This is a genomic window from Confluentibacter sediminis (genome assembly GCF_003258355.1).
GTDB lineage: Bacteria > Bacteroidota > Bacteroidia > Flavobacteriales > Flavobacteriaceae > Confluentibacter > Confluentibacter sediminis.
The window spans coordinates 118,879-143,607 of the sequence record NZ_QKPO01000006.1; the positions used below are offsets into that span (position 1 = coordinate 118,879).

20 protein-coding genes and 1 pseudogene are annotated in these 24,729 nt (G+C 32.6%); 19 read left to right on the forward strand and 2 right to left on the reverse strand.

Annotation, left to right across the window (positions count from 1 at the left end; translation table 11 throughout):
• The first annotated feature begins 34 nt into the window (after nucleotides 1–34).
• The 19 genes and pseudogenes from DKT72_RS06605 (at nucleotide 35) to DKT72_RS06695 (ending at nucleotide 20,998) form a co-directional block, all read left to right on the forward strand.
• Nucleotides 35–508 carry a UpxY family transcription antiterminator gene (locus tag DKT72_RS06605; protein ID WP_111307948.1) on the forward strand — a complete coding sequence of 158 codons (474 nt, stop codon included), beginning with the start codon at nucleotides 35–37 and terminating at the stop codon, nucleotides 506–508.
• Between the two features lie 369 nt (nucleotides 509–877).
• A complete protein-coding gene (locus DKT72_RS06610; protein ID WP_111307949.1) occupies nucleotides 878–3,166 on the forward strand; it encodes a GumC family protein in 2,289 nt (762 codons plus the stop codon).
• A gap of 199 nt (nucleotides 3,167–3,365) precedes the next feature.
• On the forward strand, nucleotides 3,366–4,511 hold the full coding sequence (locus tag DKT72_RS06615) for an acyltransferase family protein (protein WP_111307950.1): 1,146 nt from the start codon (nucleotides 3,366–3,368) through the stop codon (nucleotides 4,509–4,511).
• Nucleotides 4,512–4,553: 42 nt separating this feature from the next.
• Nucleotides 4,554–5,510, forward strand: a complete 957-nt coding sequence (locus DKT72_RS06620) for a glycosyltransferase family 2 protein (protein WP_111307951.1) — start codon at nucleotides 4,554–4,556, stop codon at nucleotides 5,508–5,510.
• Nucleotides 5,510–6,313, forward strand: coding sequence for a glycosyltransferase family 32 protein (locus DKT72_RS06625; protein WP_111307952.1), 804 nt, complete (start codon nucleotides 5,510–5,512; stop codon nucleotides 6,311–6,313). Before DKT72_RS06620 ends, DKT72_RS06625 begins: the two co-directional genes overlap by 1 nt.
• Before the next feature lie 19 nt (nucleotides 6,314–6,332).
• Nucleotides 6,333–7,259: a glycosyltransferase family 2 protein gene (locus DKT72_RS06630; protein WP_111307953.1), complete on the forward strand. Its 927-nt coding sequence runs from the start codon at nucleotides 6,333–6,335 to the stop codon at nucleotides 7,257–7,259.
• A gap of 539 nt (nucleotides 7,260–7,798) precedes the next feature.
• Nucleotides 7,799–7,996, forward strand: a pseudogene (locus tag DKT72_RS18815) (DapH/DapD/GlmU-related protein); the annotation flags it as partial.
• Nucleotides 7,997–8,165: 169 nt separating this feature from the next.
• Nucleotides 8,166–9,494, forward strand: coding sequence for a UDP-glucose dehydrogenase family protein (locus DKT72_RS06640; protein ID WP_111307955.1), 1,329 nt, complete (start codon nucleotides 8,166–8,168; stop codon nucleotides 9,492–9,494).
• 55 nt (nucleotides 9,495–9,549) lie between these two features.
• Nucleotides 9,550–10,671: a glycosyltransferase family protein gene (locus DKT72_RS06645; RefSeq protein WP_111307956.1), complete on the forward strand. Its 1,122-nt coding sequence runs from the start codon at nucleotides 9,550–9,552 to the stop codon at nucleotides 10,669–10,671.
• A 143-nt stretch (nucleotides 10,672–10,814) separates the two neighbouring features.
• Nucleotides 10,815–12,050 carry a glycosyltransferase family 4 protein gene (locus DKT72_RS06650; RefSeq protein WP_235841632.1) on the forward strand — a complete coding sequence of 412 codons (1,236 nt, stop codon included), beginning with the start codon at nucleotides 10,815–10,817 and terminating at the stop codon, nucleotides 12,048–12,050.
• A gap of 29 nt (nucleotides 12,051–12,079) precedes the next feature.
• Complete coding sequence (locus DKT72_RS06655) at nucleotides 12,080–13,417, forward strand: O-antigen ligase family protein (protein WP_111307957.1); 1,338 nt, start codon at nucleotides 12,080–12,082, stop codon at nucleotides 13,415–13,417.
• A gap of 15 nt (nucleotides 13,418–13,432) precedes the next feature.
• Nucleotides 13,433–14,584: a glycosyltransferase gene (locus DKT72_RS06660; protein WP_111307958.1), complete on the forward strand. Its 1,152-nt coding sequence runs from the start codon at nucleotides 13,433–13,435 to the stop codon at nucleotides 14,582–14,584.
• A gap of 9 nt (nucleotides 14,585–14,593) precedes the next feature.
• On the forward strand, nucleotides 14,594–15,256 hold the full coding sequence (locus DKT72_RS06665) for an acyltransferase (protein WP_111307959.1): 663 nt from the start codon (nucleotides 14,594–14,596) through the stop codon (nucleotides 15,254–15,256).
• A 24-nt stretch (nucleotides 15,257–15,280) separates the two neighbouring features.
• Complete coding sequence (locus DKT72_RS06670) at nucleotides 15,281–16,471, forward strand: glycosyltransferase (protein ID WP_235841633.1); 1,191 nt, start codon at nucleotides 15,281–15,283, stop codon at nucleotides 16,469–16,471.
• Nucleotides 16,472–16,495: 24 nt separating this feature from the next.
• Complete coding sequence (locus DKT72_RS06675; protein WP_111307960.1) at nucleotides 16,496–17,698, forward strand: glycosyltransferase; 1,203 nt, start codon at nucleotides 16,496–16,498, stop codon at nucleotides 17,696–17,698.
• Nucleotides 17,699–17,905: 207 nt separating this feature from the next.
• On the forward strand, nucleotides 17,906–18,466 hold the full coding sequence (locus tag DKT72_RS06680; protein WP_111307961.1) for an LbetaH domain-containing protein: 561 nt from the start codon (nucleotides 17,906–17,908) through the stop codon (nucleotides 18,464–18,466).
• Nucleotides 18,467–18,475: 9 nt separating this feature from the next.
• The gene (locus DKT72_RS06685; RefSeq protein ID WP_111307962.1) at nucleotides 18,476–19,297 is read left to right on the forward strand and encodes a glycosyltransferase family 2 protein; all 822 of its coding nucleotides are present in this window, start codon (nucleotides 18,476–18,478) and stop codon (nucleotides 19,295–19,297) included.
• Between the two features lie 24 nt (nucleotides 19,298–19,321).
• The gene (locus DKT72_RS06690) at nucleotides 19,322–19,738 is read left to right on the forward strand and encodes a VanZ family protein (RefSeq protein ID WP_111307963.1); all 417 of its coding nucleotides are present in this window, start codon (nucleotides 19,322–19,324) and stop codon (nucleotides 19,736–19,738) included.
• A 6-nt stretch (nucleotides 19,739–19,744) separates the two neighbouring features.
• Nucleotides 19,745–20,998, forward strand: coding sequence for a WcaI family glycosyltransferase (locus DKT72_RS06695; RefSeq protein ID WP_111307964.1), 1,254 nt, complete (start codon nucleotides 19,745–19,747; stop codon nucleotides 20,996–20,998).
• 452 nt (nucleotides 20,999–21,450) lie between these two features.
• Here the strand turns inward: DKT72_RS06695 and DKT72_RS06700 are convergent, their stop codons facing one another.
• Nucleotides 21,451–23,991, reverse strand: a complete 2,541-nt coding sequence (locus DKT72_RS06700) for a fibronectin type III domain-containing protein (RefSeq protein WP_111307965.1) — start codon at nucleotides 23,989–23,991, stop codon at nucleotides 21,451–21,453.
• Nucleotides 23,988–24,728 (reverse strand): DUF8740 domain-containing protein, encoded by a 741-nt coding sequence (locus tag DKT72_RS06705; RefSeq protein ID WP_162623256.1) that lies wholly within the window; start codon nucleotides 24,726–24,728, stop codon nucleotides 23,988–23,990. Before DKT72_RS06705 ends, DKT72_RS06700 begins: the two co-directional genes overlap by 4 nt.
• Nucleotide 24,729: the final 1 nt, after the last annotated feature.

A 24,729-nucleotide genomic window follows, 5' to 3' on the forward strand; every position in this document is an offset into this window, starting at 1 on the left:
AAGTAAAACAATATTAATTAAATAACAGATATTTATGAGTTGGTTTGTATTATGTGTAAAAGAACAACAAGAACTAGAAGTAGCAAATATACTGGAAAGAATGAATGTAGAAGTGTTTTGTCCAGTTGTGAGAGATACAAGGGATTGGAGCGACAACAAAAAAGTTGTGGAAACACCTTTGTTTAAATCTTTTGTTTTCGTTAATCTTGAAGAAAAATATAGAGGCCTTGTCTTTGGAGCTCCAGGCGTAGTACGTTATTTGTTTTGGCAAGGTAAACCTGCAGTTGTTTCCAATGAAGAAATATGGACTATGAAAAAATGGATGGCAGACGATAGTAATGATGTGGAAGCACTTTCAAAATTAATTCCAGGCAGTGAAATCATGATAGAGAAAGGTGTGCAAAAAGATCATAGCGGTATCGTGTATTGGGTTAGAAAAAACAATGTGTCCTTTTTATTAAAGGAAATGGGGGTTGTCGCTCAAGCCAAACTTAAAGACGTCGTATAATACGGTTAATTTTAATTTATAGAATAACCCAAATATTATATGAATAAACTCTAAAAAGTTAAATGATATTTATATATCTATTTTTATCATATTAAATGATTACTTTTTGTATTTAAACCCCGATAAAAATCTATATCCTGTAAATTTTAATTAATTCGCTTTTCAACTTATTTAGTTGCTTTGAAATATTAAAAAAAAAATGTTTCTTTGAGATTGTATTCTTAGAAATTAGTATAGAAACATGTTTAAATAACACGATAAATAGCTAGGTTTACGTTAATTTTATAAATCTCACTTTATTTAATTCTTTTATAAATAATAAATTATTTTGATTCACATATTACATTCATATAAATATAATCTGCAACTATGGAAAAAGATATTATGAAAATACTACGCAGCTATTTGCGTTATTGGTATTTGTTTTTAATAGGAGGAGCAATATGTGTTGCACTTGCTTTTTTGTATATCAGATATGAGGTGGTGCCCCAATACTATATTAGTGGAAAGATTTTGCTTAATGATAAAGAGCAAGGGAATGGTGCTTCGGGAACAGAATCGTTAAGTAATCTTGGCTTGATAAAAATGTCTAGAAATATTCAAGATGAAATTGGGGTATTTCAATCCTATGATTTAATGGCCATAACCTTGGAAGAATTGGGTTTGGGTGTTGGGTATTATGCGCAAGGTAGATTTGGTGATGTAGAATTGTATGGAGAAGCCCTCCCTTTTAAAGTGCAATTATATGATAGTCTTCCCATTTTACAATATGGGAAGGTGGGCAATATTTCAATATTAGATGAGCAAACTTATAAGCTAGACACGTTTGATTCTGAGGATCAAGTAAAGAGTATGACCTATAATTTTGGGAAGATTATAAGTACACCTTCCGGATCCTTTAGTGTGGAATGGAATTCAAATGATGGCGATTTCATATCAAAAGCCCCAATATCCATAGTATTTCGTAATGTGGAGAATATGGCCATGGGCTATAGTCAAAATTTAACGGTTTTTCCAGTTAGTGCAGAAGGAGGGGGGCTTTTAGAAGTAAGTTTAACAGATGCTATTCCCCAAAGAGGTGTTGACCTTATTAATAAGCACATTGAAGTATACGCTCGCAAATCTGCTGAAAACAAAAATGTATTAGCAAATACAACGCTTGAATTAGTAGATCAACGATTGGAACTCTTGACTGGAGAATTGGGAAATGCGGAAAGGGATGTGGAGGTTTTTAAAAGAAGTAATAATCTTACAAATGTTGAGGCGGATGCATCGCGATTTGTCACGCTTGCAGATGAAGCAAGTCGTGAATTAATTACTGTTAGAGCAGAAATAGATGCTATAAAGTCTTTAGAAATGAACGTGGAACAATCTAATTTAGAATCTTCTTCAGTGGTCACTTCTTTTAATATTCAAAATCCGTCGTTGATTTCATTACTTTCCAAATATAATGAGCAACTTTATAGCAGGAAAGCGATGATTAGAAATACGGGACAGAGCAATCCGTTACTGGTCGAATTGGATAGACAATTGAGGGATATGAAAACTACTATTTTAAATAATGTTCAAAGTATTAAATCCAGTCTACTTAAAACTGAACGGGATATATTAAACAAATCGAATCAATATAAATCGAAAATATCTTCTGTCCCTACAGCGGAAAGAACCTTATTTGACATTAATAGGGATCAGAGTATTAAGCAACAGTTGTATCTATATCTCTTACAAAAAAGGGAAGAGGAGGCCTTATCCATAAGTGCACCGTTTTCTGATACACGAATCATAGAGACTCCAAGGTCTACCAGCTATCCCATAAGTCCCAATAAAACATCCATATATTTGGGAGCGATGCTCTTTGGTTTATTTGTACCATTTGTTTTTGTGTTTGTCAAACAAAATTTAAACACAAAAGTAGGTTCTACAGATGATATTAAAGCCTTAACGGATACTATGATATTAGGCTCTATTGCAAGTAGCAAGCATAAGGAAACTATCGTAGTATCTGAGAACAATGTGTCTGCTGCATCGGAGTTATTCCGTTTAATGCGATTTAATTTAAAATTCATTTCTAAGGGTGAGGATAAGCAGGTAATAATGGTTACCTCCGGAAAGAAAGGTGAAGGTAAAACATTTATTTCTGTGAATTTAGGAGCCAGTTTGGCCATTACAGGAAAAAAAGTAGTGGTATTAGGATTCGATTTGAGGGCTCCTAGATTGATGAAAGACGTTGGGCTTCAGTATAAACATGGTATTACGGATTATATTGTAGATCGTCAGGTAGAAGTGACCGATATTATAGTGCGTTATAAGGGTAATCCGAATCTGGATTTTATCGCTTCGGGAACCATCCCTCCAAATCCCGGGGAATTAATGCTTAGCGACCGTGTCAGTGAGCTGATAGCAATACTTAAGCAGACGTATGACTATATTATTATTGATACACCTCCCATTGGTAAAGTGGCGGATGCCTTTTCGCTTAGGAACTATGTAGATTCTACCTTGTATATAGTAAGAAGTAATTATACCACCAAATCTGAGATTAAAGGCATTAATGATATCACACTTAATAAAAAGTTAGACCAGGTCATGATCGTTTTCAATGATGTGAAGTTCGATAAATCATCTACGTACGGTTATGGAGAAAAACTAGGTAAATAAAATAGATGCATTAATATTTAGCAATCAAGATGGAGAGTTTTTTGCAAGAATTGCAGTGATGGTTTATAACCTTCTCCCCATCTAAATAAACGAAAGTCGCTTATGCTGGCATGTTAAATAAAGTTTTAAATAAGCGTAAAGTACCTAAAGCATTTAAGTGAAATGGTACATTATTGATAAGCACTCAAAATTATAAAAAGTGAGTAAAACAGGGCATAATAAGCATATTAAAATTTTAGACATAGCGAAAGGGTTAAGTATTATTTTAATGACACTTGTGCACTATCCTTTTACTCAAGGAGATAATGTTTATCCAAATCTTAGTTTTTTAATTAATGATGTTTTGATGATTTTTGTAGTGCCGATTTTTATTTTTATATCAGGGTATTTAATGAACGATGGCTCCAGTTTCAAGGCGTTTTTGTTTGATAAAATAGACGCATTAATAAAACCTCTGATTGGGTTTTTATTTAGCATTACAATTTTAAATATCATAAAATATAGCATAACGGCTGATTCTATAGGTTTGCATGGAATAATAAGTCCAGTTAACGCCTTGTTATCGGTAGTTATATTTGGTAACTTAGGGTTTGTAAATTACGCCTTGTGGTTTATAGTGGCCTTGTTTTGGGGATTACTAGCATTAAAAGGGGGAATAATTATTTGGGATTTAAAAAAACCATTGAAGTATGTGCTTTTATCAATTTTCGTCTTACTCTTGGTCATTCTAAATAGAACTAGCGTTACTGCATATTATGTGGTATACGTGCCTGTGTTTTTTACTTTTTTGGGCTTAGGATATATCTTTAAAAAATGGAGTGACCGATATTTTAATGGGATTTCATTTTTTTACAGTAACGTTATGTTTGTTTTTCCCATATTGTTTAGTATCGGATGGTTTGTTTTAAATAAGTTTAAGCTCAGAACCGATTTGGATTTATTCCTATTTGTTTTTAATTATCACTATTTATTATTATTATCTATAATGGGTATTTTTTCTGTCTTTTTTTTCTGTCGTTATCTTGAAAAGATACCCTACTTAAACACGGTTTTAATTGAATGTTCTAGAGCTAGTTTTTTTATTTTAGGACTTCATATCTTTATATTAGATGTATACAGACACATTTTTGACTTAAAGGTATATGATCCCCTATTACATTTTTTTCTATTTGGGTTCAACATATTTCTATGTTACATTATTTATAGAATATTAATTCAAACGCCATTTATTCGCCTTCTATTTGTTCCTTTAAAAAGAATAGAACTATCTGAAAGTGAAATTAGACTATTGAAGTTTAAACCTATAAATAGACTGATACCTAAAGAAATCTTAGTTTTAAACTAAATACAAATGGTTTTTAAAGAATAAAAGTATATTTAAATCTAAATGATTGAAGTAGATAAAAATAACCCACTAGTGTCTGTTTGTATTCCTATGTATAATGCCAGCCTTTATGTTGAAGAAACGATGCAAAGGATTAAAGACCAGACATATAATAATATTGAGGTTATTATTGTAGATGACGGCTCTAGCGACAGGTCGGTTGAAATAGTAAGTTCGTTTTTAAGCAACAATATTAAGTTATATCATAACCCAAGCAAAGGTGCTAATGCAGCTCGAAATTATGCATTCGAAAAATCTTCTGGAGATTATATTAAATTTATGGATGCAGATGATTATTGTTCCATTAAATTAATAGAGAAGCAAGTTGACATGTTACAAAAACAAGGCACTGAAACATCCTTTGTTTTTTCACCACTAAAAATGTTATTTCCTAATGGAGATATCGTGTCACCTAGGAGAGGAATAGATAAAGATTATGATCCTGCCATTGGATTACTGATAGATATTTGGAATGGACTTGGATTTAATTGTCCATTATGCCATTTAATGCCAAGAAAATTGGTGACGCTTTCAGGGGGATGGGATGAAACTATATTAAAAAATCAGGATGGTGAATATTTTGCAAGACTTTATAATAAAGCTGATAAGGCATTATCACTAACAGAGGAGTATGTTGTATGGAGACAAACAGGAACAGGCGTAAGTTCCGTACTATCATCAAAAGCCATTGAATCGGTCTTAACGACTTATGATATCATTATTGGTATCATTCTTCAATATAATAATGATATACAGCACAAAGAAATTTGTGAAAAATATGTAGGGAATTTTGTGTATGAAAATTATATATATGATTCTAATTTATATAATAAAGTACATGTGATACTTAAAAAGTATGATTTAAGTTTTAGACTTCCTAATAGAAAAGTGTTGAGTTTACTAAGAAAACTGTTGGGATGGAAACAAAGTGTTAAATTAATTCATAAATATAATTTGTAATGATTCCAAAAAGAATTCACCTTTGTTGGTTTAGTAATGATGAGATTCCACCATTTTTAAAAAGGTGTATAGATACATGGAAGGAGATAATGCCCTCTTATGAAATTAGGATTTGGGATGCTTCAAGTTTCGACTTTAATTCTGTTCCTTTTGTAAGAGACGCCTATGCAGCCCGCAAATGGGCATTTGTAACAGATTATATCAGGTTGTATGCACTTTATAAAGAAGGAGGTATTTATTTAGATTCTGATGTTAGAGTATTTAAACCATTTGATGAATGGTTAAATCGAGGTTTTTTTAGTGGAATAGAAATTGTTCCAGGAATGTACGAGGATAACAAAAAGTATTTAGACGAAAACGCAAAACCCATTAATCCTGAAGATCGATTTCATGGCATTGGTATTAATGCTGCTATTATGGCTGCAGAACCTAATCATCCTTACATGAAAGATTGCTTAGAAGCTTATAATAACATGTCATTTTATAAAGAAGATGGCTCCATCGATTTAAATAATATTGTAATTGGCTCTTATATATCTAAAGTAGCAGAAAAGTATGGTTTTGTTTACAAAGATGAGCAACAAATATTAAAGGAAAATATGTTGATTTTGCCTTCAAATGTTTTAGTAGGTAATACCTTGTATTTAGATAAAAACTCTTATGCTATTCATTTATGTAATGGAAGTTGGCATGACAACAGAACATCATTTGAGTCTTTTCTTCATAAATTGAAAAATAATTATCCTTCTCTTGATAAAATGATTGGATTTTTGAAAAAAGTAAATAATAGGCTAAAAAAATGATTTCTAATCATTGTAAATTATGCAATTAGAAAAAGAGAGATATATAAAAGTTACTGTGGGCATAATGAGCTATAATAATGCCGATTTTATTATAGAAGCTATAGAAAGTGTCCTTAAACAAACCTATAATAATTGGGAGTTATTTATTGTTGATGATGGTTCAAAAGACAATACGCAGGACATCATATCCCAGTATTTAAATGACTCAAGAATAAAATATATTGGGCACGAAGTTAATAAAGGTCAGGCTGCTACTTGGGAACATGTACTAAGCCTTGGTGAAGGAGATATTATAGGAACTCTTCATGCAGATGATTATTGGGATGAAAATATGCTTAATGAGGTTGTAAGTAGTTTTGCTGAAGATTCTGGATTGGATTTATTTTATACCAATTGGACGTTTATTGGTTCTAACAATACGGGGCCTGTTGTCAATAAGTTTGGCTCAGGACTCGACTTTCTTAAGTATGAAATAAAACAGTATACCATATTGCCTTCCGCTTCTTTTTTAAGTAGAAGTGTTATAAAAAAGTCGCCTTCGCCCATTTGCAATTATCGTGCTGCGGTAGATACCTATTATTTTTATCGTGTATTGCTTAAGGCTAATAAAGTAAAGTCCTCTCATCTTGCATTAACCAATTACAGATTACATGATAATAATGAAACTACAGTTTCAAGAGCTACAGGGTATGTGTTTGAAGAATGTATAGACAATTTGAAAAATATTAAGAAGGAAGAAAAAATTTCTAATTTATCAAATTTGATTGATAAGCGAATTGCAGATGCGTTTCTAATTCTTGGAATACAACGTATTAAATTTGGCGACTCAACAAATACTTGGCATTATATTGGAAGCGCTTTTAAAAGCAGTAGTTTAAGTTGTATAAGAAATAGTAATTTTTATAGACTTTTGTTTTATCATGCGAAAACATTAGTGTCAAATTAATAATAAAACGGTTTATAATGGAATTTTTTATTTGGTTTTAGTAGTCTGTCTTACTTGTATGCTTCTTCGTATATGAAAAGTATTCGATTTACAAATTTGTAGAGCAAGATATGGTGTTTCTTTGTTGTTTAAGAACTAAATGATTAAAATCTTAACTAAAATGTTTCAATGTTTTTAGAATTGATAAAAATGAATATAACTCAATCAATGATTAAATCATTAGTAGATATTAAAATTTTAAAGTTATATAAATGAAACATTTTTTTTCAGAGTTAAGACTATATTTTTGTAATCATTTCATTGCTATAGTGCCTAGTCATTTTATACGTAATTGGTATTATATAAAAATTATGAAGTTTAATATTGGCAAGAATAGTAGCTTTTTAATGACATGTGTATTTGATTGTGCAAAACATTTAAGTATTGGAGAAAATTCTGTTGTTAATGCCCGTTGCCGAATTGATAACAGAGGAGGTATAACTATAGGAAATAATGTATCTATCTCTTCAGATGTTACTATTTTAACAGCCGATCACGATATGGATAGTCCAGATTTTGCGGGGAGAGTTCGCTCGGTTATAGTAGAAGATTATGTTTGGGTTGGTACGGCCGCCATGATTATGCCTGGGGTTTCTATTGGGAAAGGTGCTGTAGTAGCAGCAGGAGCCATTGTTACAAAGAATGTCGAACCTTATCATGTGGTTGCTGGGATACCAGCTAAATTTATTAAAGAACGAAAAAGAGAGTTAAATTATACGTCATCTTATAAACGATTGTTTCAGTAAAAAATACATAACCATTTGAAAGTATAAACAACATATATAGGGTTGTTAGTTAAGCTTAAAAAGTAATTTAATTCGTATATATAAATAATTGAAAATTATACAATAAATAAAAAGCAATTTTATGAGAATAACAGTAATTGGTACCGGATATGTAGGTCTTGTTAGTGGTACGTGTTTTGCCGAAATGGGTAATAAAGTCACTTGTATAGATGTTGATAATAAAAAAATAGCAAAGCTTGAACAAGGTGTGATTCCTATTTTTGAGCCTGGATTAGAAGCCATGGTTAAAAGAAATTATGAGAATAAAACCCTAAAGTTTAGTACAAAATTATCTGAAAATCTGAATAATTGTGACATAGCTTTCATCGCAGTAGGAACTCCCATGGGAGATGATGGCTCTGCCGATTTAAAATACGTTTTACAAGTAGCTAGAGAAATAGGACAGTATATGTCAACACCTTTAATTGTGGTTGATAAATCGACTGTCCCAGTTGGTACTGCAGATAAGGTAAGAGCAGCAATTACTGAAGAACTACAAAAAAGAAATGTAGATATTAAGTTTGAGGTAGTTTCCAATCCCGAATTTTTAAAAGAAGGGGATGCTATTAATGATTTTATGAAACCAGACCGTGTTGTTATTGGTGCAGACGATGAAGCAACCACAGAGAAAATGAGAGCTTTATACTCACCTTTTTTTAGAAGCGGCTCAGCGCGTTTAATTACTATGGATGTACGTTCGGCAGAAATGACCAAATATGTGGCAAATGCTATGTTGGCTACTAAAATTTCATTTATGAATGAGGTGGCAAATATTTGTGAGTTAGTTGGTGCCGATGTTAATGATGTGCGTATTGGTATTGGTTCAGATAGTCGCATTGGTTATAGTTTTATTTATCCAGGAAGTGGTTATGGAGGGTCTTGCTTTCCTAAAGATGTAAAAGCATTGCATAGAACGGCTGCAGAAAATGGTTATGAAGCGCAATTAATAGCAGCCGTAGAAGCTGTCAATGATACTCAAAAACTTGTAATTGCAAAAAAAGTCATCAAGCGTTTTGGAGAAAATCTAACAGGAAAAACATTTGCAATTTGGGGACTTTCATTTAAACCAGATACAGATGATATGCGCGAAGCACCATCCATTTATATTATAAAAGAGTTGGTAAAACGTGGCGCAAAAATTAAAGCCTACGATCCAAAAGCCATGCATGAAGCTCAAGAATTTTACTTAAAGGGCTTAGAGGGTATTACTTACTGTAATTCAAAATATGAAGCATTGATTGATGCAGATGCTATGGTTTTATTAACAGACTGGAAAGAATTTAGAATTCCAGATTTTGAAGAGCTTAAAGCACAACTAAAACAACCTATAGTGTTTGATGGTCGAAATCAATATAATAATAAAATGATGGAAGAACAAGGTTTTGAGTATTTTCAAATTGGAAAAAAATAGATTTTTAATTCTTTAAAATAATTCGTGTAAAATTCTGTTCTTGATTATTTAACATATGAAGATACTATTTGTTTGTGGCGGTTTAGAGTCTGGAAAAGATGGCGTAGGGGATTATACAAGGCGTTTTTGTGCGGAGTTAATGCGTAAAGATATTGAGGTTGGTATGCTAGCATTATATGATTCTTATACAGACTTTGTTGATGAGACAAGTCAAGAGATGTATGGTTTGTCTATTCCTACTTTACGCTTACCCTTACATTTAACAAAGCAAGAGCGCTGTAATATTGCTAAAAACTGGATTGATTCTAATAATCCTGAGTGGCTAAGTCTTCAATTTGTTCCTTATTCATTTAATATCAGGGGGTTGCCATTCGGTTTGGGTAGTCAATTAAAAAAAATTAGTGGTACAAGAAAGTGGCATGTGATGTTCCATGAACTTTGGTTGGGATTACGTCAAAATGATTCTATAAAATTTTTGTTAATTGGATATGTTCAAAGATTTTTAGTAAAATCATTGATAAAAAAAATATGTATTGAAGTTGTACACACACACACACAATTTTATTTACATGAATTAAAAAAGCTTAATCTGAATCCTCAATACCTTCCTATATTTGGAAATATTCCATTAATTAAAAAAGAAGGCAGGAGTTTATATTTACAGAATAATAAAATTTCATTAATAAATTTTGGTTCAATTCACCCAAAAGCACCCGTAAAACAATTTGCAGAAGAAGTTTTAAATTATTTTGATAAAAAAAAAGAAACGCATCCTTGTATAGTATTCATTGGAAGATCTGGTAATGAAAGAGAAAATTGGATCAAAGAATTCGAATCACTAGGAATTGAAGTCGTTGTAATGGGAGAATTAGAAGCTGATGAAATTTCAGCTGTTTTACAAGAAGCCTCTTTTGGTATCACAACTAATCCTTCCTTTGTTATTGAGAAAAGTGGAACAGTTGCAGCAATGAGAGAGCATGGTCTTCCTATTTTAATAGTCTCAGAGGATTCAAAACCCAAAAGTGATTTTAACTTAGTTTTAGCGAATGACTTATTACAATATAAATCAGGAAATTTTTCAGAATTAATGAATATAAAATTACCTAATACTACTGAAGTTAAAGGTATTAATGAGATTGCTGATAAATTATTGAAATCTCTTTCGTTTAAGGGCTAGATTTTTTAGATTAATTGTTTTATATAATTAATGCTTTCATTTAAGTTTAGTTAAGTAGGATTAAATTTGGTAAATAATTTTGGTAAAAATTTTATATCTAATTCAGATTTTTGGGTTGGAATAATTTATAATAAATTTATAAAATGATAAAAATTTTGGTAGCTCACCCTACTAGTAATCAAAATAGCAGAGCAGCCGTTAATGGTTTGTTAAAGGCAGAAATGCTAAATGAATTCTATACAACCATTGCCGCTTTTCCTGGAGATACTCTTGATAAACTAAGCACTATAGGGCCTTTTAAAGAGATTTCCAGAAGACAATTTGAATCTGAATTAAAACCGTTTACAAAAACCTCTCCTTATATGGAAATAGGAAGATTGGTAAGTTCTAGGCTAGGCATTAAAAGTTTAATAAAACACGAAACGGGAGTTCTTTCTGTAGACGCTATATACCAAAGTCTTGATATAAAAATCGCTAATAAGTTAAAAAAAGCATCTAAACAAGGTTTAAATGCTATATATGCCTATGAAGATGGAGCCCTTAATTCTTTTAAAAAAGCGAAAGAATATGGTATAGAATGTCTTTACGATTTGCCTATTGGGTATTGGCGTTATGCACAAAAATTGCTTTCAGGGGAACAAGAACGTTGGCCAGATTGGTCATCAACGTTAACAGGTTTTATGGACTCTGAAGCAAAACTTGAAAGAAAAGATCAAGAATTAGCATTGGCCGACCGTATTTTTGTTGCCAGTTCATTCACGGCAAAAAGTTTAGGTGAATATCCTGGTAAGTTAGCACCTGTAAAAGTAATACCCTATGGCTTTCCTGAACCTATAAAAACAAGGGAATATAATATGGGGAATAGACCTCTAAAATTATTATTTGTAGGTGGATTATCCCAACGAAAAGGTATTGCGAATATGTTTGCTGCAGTAGAAAATCTATTACCACATGTGGAGCTTACCGTGGTAGGAAGAAAAAGTACAGACGATTGTGTGCCTTTAAATAAGGCGTTACTAAAGCATAAATGGATACCCAGCTTACCCCACGACCAGATTTTAAAACTTATGCAAGATCATGATGTGTTGTTGTTTCCTTCACTTTTTGAAGGTTTCGGATTGGTTATTACAGAAGCGATGTCACAAGGGACGCCAGTTATAACAACAGATAGGACAGCGGGACCAGACCTGATTGAACATGGACATAATGGTTGGTTGGTACAAGCAGGCTCAATAGATGCCTTGCAGGATTGTATTCAATTGCTAATAAATAAACCTGAAAAAATAGCGGAGGCAGGAAAAGCAGCTATAGAAACAGCAAGGAAAAGACCATGGTCTGTTTATGGACAAGAATTGGCAGAAGCGATTTTAAGAAAATAAATCATATTTGACGTAAATAGTCATTAAAAATGAATAAAGAATTAGTAATAAATACGAGTAATTTAATAAAAGAAGCAGCGGTACTCAATCTTTTAAAAAAAGGAGTTTGGCTTTATTTTTTCTTATTGATTTTTGAAGGGGCATTACGTAAATGGTTTTTACCTTTTTTGTCCACGCCATTATTAATTGTTAGAGACCCACTAGCTATATGGTTAATATATTATAGTTGGAAACATAATGTGTTAAAACCAAACATGTATGTTTTGGCCATGACTTTCATAGTTTTATTATCATTCTTTGCAACACTTTCATTTGGACATGGCAATTTAAAAGTGGCTATTTTTGGAGTGCGTGTATTAATTATTCATTTTCCAGCTATGTTTATTATTGGGAAAGTGTTTGATAAAGACGATGTTATTAAAATGGGTAAGGTATTATTATTAATATGCATTCCCATGGTAATCCTTATAGGACTACAGTTTTATAGTCCACAATCGGCATGGGTGAACAGAGGAGTTGGAGGTGACATAGAAGGTGCGGGATTTAGTGGTTCTATGGGCTATTTTAGACCCCCAGGAACCTTTTCGTTTACAACTGGTAATGTGATGTTTTTTAGTTTTGTAGCTTGTTTTGTTTTTTATTTTTGGTTAGCCAAGATAAAAATAAACAGAATTGTATTAATAGCGGCAACCTTTGGGTTGTTAGCGGCTATACCACTCTCAATAAGTAGAACATTGATGTTTTCTATAGGGGTTACTCTTATTTTTACGCTTTTTTCGGTCGCCAGTAATCCTAAATTTTTCCTGAGAATGTTTGTTTTTGTAATATTAGGAGGAATGACTTTGGTACTATTGAGCAATTTGTCTTTTTTTCAAACAGCAACTGAAGCTTTTACAAGTCGTTTTGAAGTGGCTAGTAGAGAGGAAGGTGGGGTGTCTAACTCCTTAATAGATCGTTTTTTTGGAGGTATGATTGCTGCTTTAGGAGCCAATGATTTACCATTTTTTGGATATGGCTTGGGTATGGGAACAAATGCTGGAGCAGCCATGTTATTAACAAAAGGTAAAGAAATGACTTTTTTAATTTCAGAACAGGAATGGCTTAGGGTTGTTGGTGAAATGGGCTTTGTTTTGGGTATTTTGGTTCTATTGATTAAAGTGATCTTTTGCGCTGATATTTCCATGAAAAGTTATAAAAGTTTAAAATCAGGTAATTTATTACCATGGTTGCTTTTAAGTTTTGGACTTTTGGTTTTAATTCAAGGGCAATGGGCCCAACCAACAGTACTTGGTTTTGCAACATTATCGGGAGGTTTAATTCTGGCTTCAGCTAAAAAGACAACATTAAAAATAGAGGAAACGGAATAGATATAATTAAAAAAGATGCACATTATATTAATTGGAAATTATGAGTTAGATAAGCAAGAGAGCATGGAACGTTTCACGTTGATGTTATCAGATGGTTTTAAAAGTTCTGTAATTAATACAACCATTTGGAGACCCATTGTTTTTTTTGGTATAAAATCACTTAATCCACATAAAGGGATTGGGAAATATTTAGGTTACCTTGATAAATGGTTGCTTTTCCCTCTAATAATACAATTGAGAGTATTCAAAAATTCAAAAAAGAATGCTAGTTTTTTTTATCATGTTTGCGACCATTCAAATGCACCATATTTAAAGTATTTGCCAAAATATCAATCAGGGATTACGTGTCATGATGTTTTAGCCATTAGAGGTGCTTTCGGCTATTCTGATGCTTATTGTCCTGCCACGAGAATGGGTAAAATACTTCAAACGTGGATTCTTAATAATTTATCTAAAGCCAATAAAGTGGCCTGTGTATCAGAACACACATTGTTTCAATTAAAGGAGTTATCTGATTCTGAAATCACAAAAAATAGAGATTGGAGGGTTATTCACAATGCCTTTAACGCGCCCTTTTCTCCAATGTTTAAACAGGACTATCAAACCATATTAAATAATAATGGTATGGATGTTAGTAAAGAATTTATATTACACGTAGGATCTTCATTACCGCGCAAGAATAGAAAACTTTTACTAGATATGGTTCATGTTTTAGGAGTGAAATGGGATGGATACATTTGTTATGCCGGAGAAGCATTAGAAGAAGACCTATTAAATTATGCTAAACAATTAGGTTTAGAACACAGAATAATTTCAATTGTACGGCCAGAACACCAGGTTATTGTGGCATTATTTAGTGCATGTAAGGCGTTTATTTTTCCATCGCTTTCAGAAGGTTTTGGTTGGCCGGTAATTGAAGCGCAAGCTTGTGGAGCTCCAGTTATTGCTAGTAATTTAAACCCCATGCCAGAGGTAAGTGGAGGAGCCGCAATACATGTTGATCCAACAACCCCTGAATTATTTGCTGAAGCATTTATAAAGCTAGAAGACGCTATATTTAGAAGAAATCTTATTGAAAATGGGTTTGAAAATATTCAAAAATTTTCTAATGATAAAATGATTCAAGGCTACCTTGGTTTATTTGCTGTAGATGAATTAAAAAAATAATTAGAAGCAATGATACTTAAAATTCTTACAACTGTAATGCCTTGGAGAATACGTAGATTTTTACTACAAAAGTGGTTTGGTTTTGAAATCGATTCTACTGCTCGCATAGGCATGTCTTGGATATTTCCAAAAAAGCTGATAATGGCAGCTAATACGAGAATAGATCATTTTACTGTTGCTGTAAATCTAGATTTAATTCAAATAGATAATAACGCTACCATCGGAAGAAGTAACTGGATAACTGGGTTTCCTACACAAACAGACGCTTCACACTTTAATCATCAATTGGATAGAAAAGCTGAATTAATTTTGGGGGCGTCTTCGGCAATAACAAAAAACCATCATTTGGATTGCACAAATACTATACATATAGGGAAGTTTAGTACCATAGCAGGATATGATTCCCAATTTTTAACTCATTCAATCAATGTTATAGAAAATATTCAAGATAGTGCTCCCATAGAGATCGGGGACTATACATTTGTTGGTACAAATTGTGTAGTGCTTGGAGGTGCTAAATTACCTTCGCATTCGGTTTTAGGAGCAAAGTCTCTGTTGAATAAAGCTTTTGAATTGGAGTGGAAATTATATGGAGGGATTCCCTCTAAAGAAATTAGTGATATCCCGAAAACAGCAAAATATTTTTCAAGAACAGAAGGATTTGTTTTTTAGTAACATATAAAAAAGTATCAATTTATGTCCCAAAAGATATTACATGTTGTAAGTAGTATGGATCCTGTTTTTGGAGGTGTTTCTAAAGCGGTTCGTACCATTGCAACCAGCCTCATGGAAAACGGTATCGTCAATGAAGTGGTTAGTTTGGATGATATACAAGCCGATTTTATTAACAATGATTCTTTTAAACTTCACGCCTTAGGCTCCAGCAAGAATCCTTGGGCATACAACTCTAAATTGCTCCCATGGCTCAAAGATAATTTGCATTATTATGATGTGGTTATGGTACATGGCTTATGGTTGTATAGTTCGTATGTGGTTTATTTAGCAATAAACAGCATGAGAAAACAAGATCGACTTAAGTATTTTGTCATGCCACATGGGATGTTAGATCCTTATTTTCAAAAAGCGGAAGGTAGACGATTAAAAGCCATACGTAATTGGTTGTACTGGAAACTCATTGAATACAAGGTGGTTAATAACGCCGATGGATTGTTATTTACTTGCGAAGAAGAACGGCTTTTGGCAAAACAACCTTTTAAACCTTACAAACCCAAAAAGGAATATATTGTGGGGCTTGGGGTTGACGTTCCACCCATTCACAATGCCGATATGGACAAAGCATTTCAAAACTGTTGTAAAAGTTTAGAAAATCGACCTTTTCTGCTATTTTTAAGTAGAATTCATCAAAAAAAAGGTGTTGATTTACTTTTAGAGGCATACAAAAGATGTATAAGTGAAGTTGATTTAGATTTGGTTATTGCAGGTCCAGGTTGTGAATCGGATTACGGGAAATATTTACTCAAAACCGTGAGTGAAGATTCTAAATTAAAATCTAGAGTACACTTTACGGGTATGCTATCTGGCAATGCCAAATGGGGAGCTTTTTATAATGCAGATGCATTTATCTTACCAAGTCATCAAGAAAATTTTGGTATTGCTGTGGTAGAAGCTTTGGCTTGTGGAACGCCCGTTTTAATATCGGATAAAGTTAATATTTGGCGGGAAATTAAAAATGGCAATGGAGGATTTGTGGAACAAGATGATTTAAGGGGTACCACTAATCTTATATTAAAATGGGTAGCTTTAAAAACACATGAAAAAAAAATAATGGAACAAAATGCTAAAAAAACATTTTTGGAACACTATGCTATTCAACTTGTAGCGAAACGTTTGGTGGAGTTACTAATTAAACCTTTGGAAATAGCGTAACAAAAAAATAAAAGAAGTAAAATCATGAGAAATATTTTGTTTGTTATAGGAACTTATCCTTCATATGGTGGTACAGAAAAGGTTACTACTGTTCTAGCAAATGCGTTTGTAAGTAAAGGACATTCAGTTTCAATTGTTTCATTTGAACAACCAAACCCAGAATTACAAGAAGAAGAATTAGATCCATCCGTTCAATTGTTTGCTTTAAGTACTCCATTACGCAAAAAACTGAATGTTTCACTACTTGAAGAAATTATTATCAATAGAGATATTGATGTCATCATAAATCAATGGTGTTTACCGTATTATGTTACCTTGTTAATTAATCGAGCTAGAAAGAAAAAGAATTGTATTTTGATATCCACCCTTCACGGTGTGCCTGATCAAAATAAGCGCTTATTGAAAATTCTTCATTATAAAAATAATTCAAATAATCTAATATCAAGGTTATTTTATAAAACTTTACATGCTTCAATGTTATACTTAACAGGTCTGAATCTTAAATATGTATATATGCAAAGTGATCTATATGTCGTTTTGTCAAAAAGTTTTATAGAAATTTTTCTTAAATTATCTAAAATTAAGAATAAAAATAAAATCATTTCAATAGCCAATCCTATTACGATCAAAGCTCCTTTAAGGTTTGATAAGAATTATCAAGATTCTAAAGAAAATGAAATAGTATTCGTTGGCCGCATGGATTATGTTAACAAAAGGGTACATCGCGTAGTTGAAGCATGGGAGGAGTTGCATAAAAAATATCCTCATTGGAAATTGGTATTAGTTGGAGATGGTCCTGAGAAACAGAAATTAGAGTCTTATGTAAAAATTAAAAATATTGAAAGAGTAATATTCGAAGGTTTTAAAAAAGAGGCTCCCATAGAATTTTATAAACGGGCGAAAATTTTGTTATTAACTTCGGATTTGGAAGGGTTTGGGCTAGTTGTTATCGAGGGCATGATTTATGGGGTTGTGCCAATTGTTTATGGTAGTTATTCTGCAATATATGATATAATAGAAAATGGCAAATCTGGTTTTATAACCACTACGCCTTATAGTAAAGATAAAACTTTAGAGTACCTTAATAAATTAATGTTAAATGATCAATTATATCAAACAATTTCGGAAGAAGCTTACAATAAAGCTCAAAACTTTGCTCTTGATAGAATTATCATGGAATGGGAAAGTGTTTTTGAGAGGGTTTATAAAAAGAAATACATCGCTTAAGTATGTAATAATTAGTTAGAAAATATCCAAAATGAACAGTTATAATTTTAAATATGATAATTTATGATGAGAATATGACAACTTGCTCTACCAATTCCATTTTAGTAGTTGAAAAGAAAGAGCATTTATTATTTAAATAAAAGTTTAAGATATATGAACTATTCTTTTGGTTACATAGTTATCCTTTATTAAAAAAAATATTTGATTATGAATGATTTTGATTTGTCCACCTATAAAGAAGATAAGCCATTTTTTATAAAAAGAATTATATGGATGGTAATAAATAGAACAATTTTTAGATGTATACCAGGAGTTAAGCTCTCTTTTGTTAGAAATGGTATGTTAAAACTTTTTGGAGCAAAATTTAAAGGATCTGCCCTGATTTATCCATCAGTAACAATATTTGCGCCATGGAATCTTGAGGTCGGTCAACATTCTTGCGTAGGACCTAGAGTTGAGCTTTACAGTAAAGATAAAATTATTATAGGAAGAAATACAATAATATCTCAAGGCAGCTATATTTGTACCGCATCTCATGATATATCTAAGCTTATACTTCCTTTGGTAACTAAACCAATTACAATTGAGAGTGGTGCTTGGGTTGCAGCTGATGCCTTTATTGGACCAGGCGTAACAATTGGAGAGGGAGCTATTGTAGGGGCTAGATCGGCGGTTTTTAAAGATGTTAAACCGTGGACTGTTGTAGGAGGGAATCCAGCTCAACTTATAAAGCGAAGAGTTCTTGAAGATTTAAATCAACCAAAATAATAATAGTTTATGATTTCAATTGTGATACTCACTAAAAATGAAGAGAAGGATTTGCCAATGTCTTTACAATCTGTTAGTTGGAGTGACGATGTTCATGTTCTTGACTCGGGCAGTACAGATAAAACATTAGAGATTTCTAAAGAATTTGGTGCGATTGTAAGCCATAATCCATTTCAAAGTTTTGGTCAACAGCGAAATCATGCTTTAGATCATTTAAAAATAAAAAATAACTGGATTTTGTTTTTAGATGCCGATGAAGTAGTCACTAATGAGTTTAAAAATGCCATGTTTGATGCTATTGCAAATGCAGATGCAACAATAGCAGGTTACTTTTGTTGTTGGAAAATGATGTTAGAAGGAAGATGGCTTAAACATTGTGATAATTTCCCGAAATGGCAATTTAGACTCATGCGAAAAGGAATGGCTAGATTTACGGATTTTGGTCATGGGCAGAAGGAAAGTGAAGTAAAAGGTAGAATTGAATATTTAAAAGAGCCGTATTTGCATTATGGTTTCTCTAAGGGGTGGGCTTTATGGATTGAAAGACATAATAGATATTCTACTCAAGAAGCGACAGAACGTTTAAAAAATAGACCACCTTTTAAACATGTTTTTGAAAAACACGCTAGCAAGCGAAATCCAGCACTAAAGTCTTGGTTGAGTCTTTTACCAGGTTGGCCATTTATTAGGTTTTTTCAGGCATATGTATTAAGTCTTGGTTTTTTAGAGGGTATTCCAGGGTTTATCTATTGTATCAATATGTCGTATTATGAATTTCTGATACAAATTAAAATTAGAGAGATAAAAAAGGAATCTGTTACTAAACAATAAAAGTAACTACTATAAATTTTATCAATGAAAAGAAACGTTTTTTATTTTTTTTTAATCATAATAGGAGCTCTAATAGTGCTTTATTTAAGCTGGGTAAGTAGTCCTAAAATTGGAGGCAATGTATTAATACCGAGTTGGATAGCTTATTGGGTAGATGCTTACAGGTATAATGAAATACGTACCGCTGTACCCATGGTTTTTTTAGGAGTATTATCAGGTTTTATGATTTTATCCAATAAATTAGACAAAAAAACATGGGGCATTATAGCTTGGTTATCTTTAACGGTTTTAATAAGTATTGCCGAAATCGGACAATATTTTAGACCCATGCGCTCATTTGACTTGAAAGATATTGCTTGGGGATCAATAGGTTCTGGGTTTGGCTTATTGGTAGCATTTATTGGTGCTGGTGTTTTTAATAAAATGAGGCACACAAAATAATTAAATATGGGAAAACGCATTTTGCTTATCGGTTATAATTTTAGCCCAGAGCCTACAGGAATTGGTAAATACAGTGGAGAAATGATCCATTGGCTTGCCAATCATGGCTATGATTGTACGGTGATTACCACGTATCCCTATTACCCCTATTGGAAAGTTCAAGAACCTTATTATAAAAAACGTTTTTGGTATTTAAAAGAAGTTGCTGATTTCAATTCTGGTGGAAAAATAACAACATACCGTTGCCCCATGTATGTACCTAGTGAACCATCAGGAAAAAAACGTATGCTTTTAGATTTGTCTTTTATGGGATCTGCGTTTTTTCAGTTATTAAAATTAGCGTTTCATAAAAAGCATGATACGGTTATTACTGTGGTGCCTTCTTTTCAATTTGGTATTTTAGGTTGTTTTTATAAAGCTATCAAAAAGGCTAAAGCAGTCTATCATATCCAAGACATGCAAATTGAAGCGGCTCAAGATTTAAAAATGATTACATCTGAAAGATTGCTAAAAAAGTTGTATAAAGTTGAAGACTATATATTTAAAAATTCCGATGTTATCAGTACTATTTCAGAAAAAATGGTTGAAAAAATATCTAAAAAGGCAAAAAAGGGCGTGTTTTTATTTCCTAATTGGTCGGATACTCACTTTTTTTCTCCACTTCCAAATAAAGAGCTATTAAAAACAAATTTTGGTTTTGCTGCCACAGATAAGGTTGTCTTATATTCAGGAGCCATTGGAGAAAAACAGGGTTTAGAGTCCATCATATATGCAGCAGATTATTTTAAAGAGGACCAGAAAATTAAGTTTGTTATATGTGGCTCTGGACCCTATAAAGAAAAATTACAGGACTTAACAAATTCACTTAAATTATATAATGTTATTTTTTTTCCTCTTCAACCTATGGAAAAATTTAATGAGTTTTTAAATATGGCAGATGTGCATTTGGTGATACAAAAGACAAAAGCTAGCGATTTGGTGATGCCTTCTAAGCTAACGACGATTCTATCGGTGGGCGGTTTAGCATTGATTACGGCGAATCCTGATTCGGGATTATATGGTTTAGTGAGCAAATATAACATGGGTGTTTTAGTAAATGCCGAAAGCCAGAAAGCTTTAAATAAGGGCTTGTCAGATGCTTTACTAGAAGGGATAGGGATACACGATAACATACGCCAAAACGCACGACAGTATGCAGAGACCTACCTGGATATAGATACCATTATGAGTAACTTTCAGGTTAAGGTTTTAGAAGGATAATATTAATGTAACGAAACCGTTACATGACCTCTTTGCGAGCAAAGCGGAGCAATCTCATTAATGGTGTTGGTTAATGTCATATACTTTCAATTAAAAAGACACATTTTGACTCTTTATCCTTTAGGAGAAAGCGAAACAATATTTTTAAGAGAATTTACTAAAGTGCCAAATTACATTTCTTAATTTATTAAGGTTTCTCAATTCAATTGTTGAGAATTACTTCTGCTGTGTCACAGTAATGCGCTTAAAATGCATACCATGCCATTTTTTAATGGCCTCTAAAGCGCTCTGATTTTTTTTAAATAGATAAGGACAGTTTGGGAAATTTTTATTTGGTATTTATTTAAGTATTGATATTCATTAATTTAATGAGAGGGTCTAAATTGAATATGAAAGGTGTTCGTGAAAAATAGTATGAATACTTTTCAAAAACTTAAATAACAGCATTGTATTTAATGTTTTACAAAAAATTGAGGGTATGGGTTTGCTGGTGCATCCAAAATAACAGTACGCACATTTTTTTTAATGTTTGTCATTAGTTTGTTTAAATCAGTATCTAAAGCAAACGTGCTGTTGATTATAGAAGCATTTTTAAAGTTCCAACCGCCACCTAAATCACCGTTACATTTACTATTTAATATGTAAAAGCCTGTTTCATAGTGGTAGTTAGAAGTTAATGTTGTGGAATCTAAAAAATTACAACCTTCTATGTAAGCACCTGTCGTACCTAGAATATATGTGCTGCTATTTCCAGAAAAATTACAGTTATACATAGATATAGGATTACCTCTAAACAATACATCATCAGCAGCATTTACAGGATGTGTGTTTCCTTTATTATTTGTGAAATCGCAATTTACATAAGTACAAAAATTATTACTTCCATGATTTCCAACCAATCCATTTCCAACAAAATTACATTCCATCCACATATTGAGGTTACTCCCTCTAATAGATTGTACCTCTAAAGCAGTACCACAATTAATAAATTGGTTTTTATAGTAGAATGTTTTATCCATATAGCCTGCATTATTAATAGTGTAAACAGGAGCATTATCATTATTAATGCCATTCACACAGTCAATAAAATTTAGATGGTCTAAGAAATTATTATCAAGTCCAAAAATCCAATGTAAACGAATACCATTTGTTTGGTTTCTAAATATTAAATATTTTAAAGTGCAACCATAAAGTAAATTTGTTGCATCTGGAGCATATACGCCTTCACTACCACCTTGAAGTGTTAAATTTGCCAAATGAAATGTGTTTAAGTCTGCGGTTGTACCAGAATTATATAAAGATATTAAAGGAAAATCATCTGTTAAACCACATATTACGGTTTTGCCTGTTCCTTGACCTATAATCCCTTGTTGATTAAAAATATTTACATTTACTTTTAAAGTTGAACCAATATAAAATACACCTTCTGGCAATTCAGCAATATTATCCGTATCTATTAAATTTTGAATATAGGCCGTACTATCTGGTTTACCTAATCTTTCAGTTGCCCAATTAACGCCTAATGGGTCTGGCAACGTTTCATGTACTGGTCTTGCTATGGGTGTACGCGGTGTTTGCTGAATCATATTAGTTAACTTAGTTACTAAAGCTGTGTTTGTAATAGTCGTTGTAACTTCTTTATCGTCATTAAAAACAGAATAATTAGGATATTTAGATTGATTACTGTTATGGTGAGCAATAAAATTTAATCCCCCCGCTTCTTTTATATACACCTCTTTAAATAAGTTATCATACATCATGAATAAATTTGTATTCGCTCTTACAGTGCTATAAACAAACTTTTGGGGAGGGTTTACAGATAGGCTTGATGTATTACCTATTTGTTTATTAATCATAAATAGGTTATCGGCTTGTATATCAAATGGAGGCGTTTCGCAGCCAGCACAATAGCCATTGCCGCCACCCATATCGGTTATTTTAAGGCTCCCTATGTTAGTGGCATTAAACATCGGAAGTTGGTTGGAACTACTTCCATTATTAAAATTCCATCCTTCACTATCCAGTCCTATAAAGGTAATATCTTCCACATTATCTATAACAGCTCCATAAGCTTTAGGTGTTAAATAGTTTGTCCATGCATTTACATTACCATAACTTGGGGTTGCATTATTTCCCTTTAAAAGGAATGGCGTTACACCAGCTTGATGTCTGTAAATTCTATTATTTCTAAAATACCCACTTGCACTCATATTAAAATTAAGAGAACATCTTACATTTACAAAGAGGTTATTTTCTAACATACCACCGACAGAACTTATATTGGTATCTATTATAGATTTAAACACGCTGTTTTTTATTGGAGCACCAGATAAAAATTTAAATAGATGTATTTTTAAATTTTCTACATGAACGTTTGTGCTTCCTGCCAATACATTAATGTCTGGAAATTCTGTAATTGCAGGAAACCCATAAATGGCTTGATTACTTCCTATATTTATAGGTGTACCATTAATACGCCCATAATTTCCTGGCTCTAATCTTATTGATTTATAAGTATCTAAATAATACTGTAAGCTATCTTTAGCGGTTAATGGTACCAAAATAGCATCAAAATAAGCTATTTCATCTATCATATTATTCGTTGCAACGTAGGCTTCTGTCGTAACAGTTTCAATATTACTATCCCCAGATTCATTATCGGCAGCGTCAATAGCTCTTACGGTTAGACTGTAATTTGTTGCAGCAGTTAAACCGGTTACAGTAAAAGTGGTTTCTATTCCACCAGTGGAATCTACTAAGAGCATACCATTATTATAAATCCTATAACCTGTAACAGCCATATTATCGGTTGATGCCGTCCACGTAAGATTTACTGTGTTTTGTGTAATGTTACTAGCTACTAATCCAGTGGGATTTGTAGGCACTTCTGTGTCAGGCTCACGGCTAGTTGCTGTCTGATCGATAGCGTAATGGTAATTCTGAGCCATTACAGTCGTTGAAAAAAGAAAAAAGAAAATTATGTGTTTCATCATTGTCCAGAAATTATATAGGCGTTTTCGCCCGATTTTCTAAGCAATCCAAATCTTACATTTCCTGTGTCACTTATAAAACTGGCACTCCCAGCATTTGTATAATTTAGCGTTACCCCAGAGGCAGCTCGAATAGTTAAAGCGGCGCCATTATGGGCTTCTAAATTAATGGTATCGCCTATTTGCATGTCGGAAAACCCTGTGGCGATGGTTAATGTAGAAGATACAGTGCAAGCTATAGTGTTATAGATATCGGCCGTATTGATATTTCTGGATGAGGTTAGAGATCTAATGCTTGCTTTATAAGGGGTAGTGCTAGCGCCACCTCCTACAATACGCTCAGCCGTTTTGGCGTGTAAAGCATAAGGCACACTAAGCAATTGACTAATGCCAATAATGTTGTAGTTAGAACCTCCAGTAATATCAACTTGGGTTTCTATAAAATAGGGGCCTTGCGACCAAGCTATTTGACTAAAGTTTCCAATAGCAGTCGTTCCAGTGCCAATTTCTAAGCTTACCAGACCATTTGCGTTAGTCGTTTTCGTGTGCGATTCTTGATACACAACAGCTCCTGTAGTTGTCGTTTGGCGGATAAGGATTCTTACGCTAACAACCGCATTGGTGACTAAACTATTGTCATTGGCACGTATAATGGCTTGATAGCTTATTTTGTCAGGTGTTTGTGCATACATATTTATCGTTGTGACTGCAAAAAATAGTAAAGTATATAGGTATTTCATG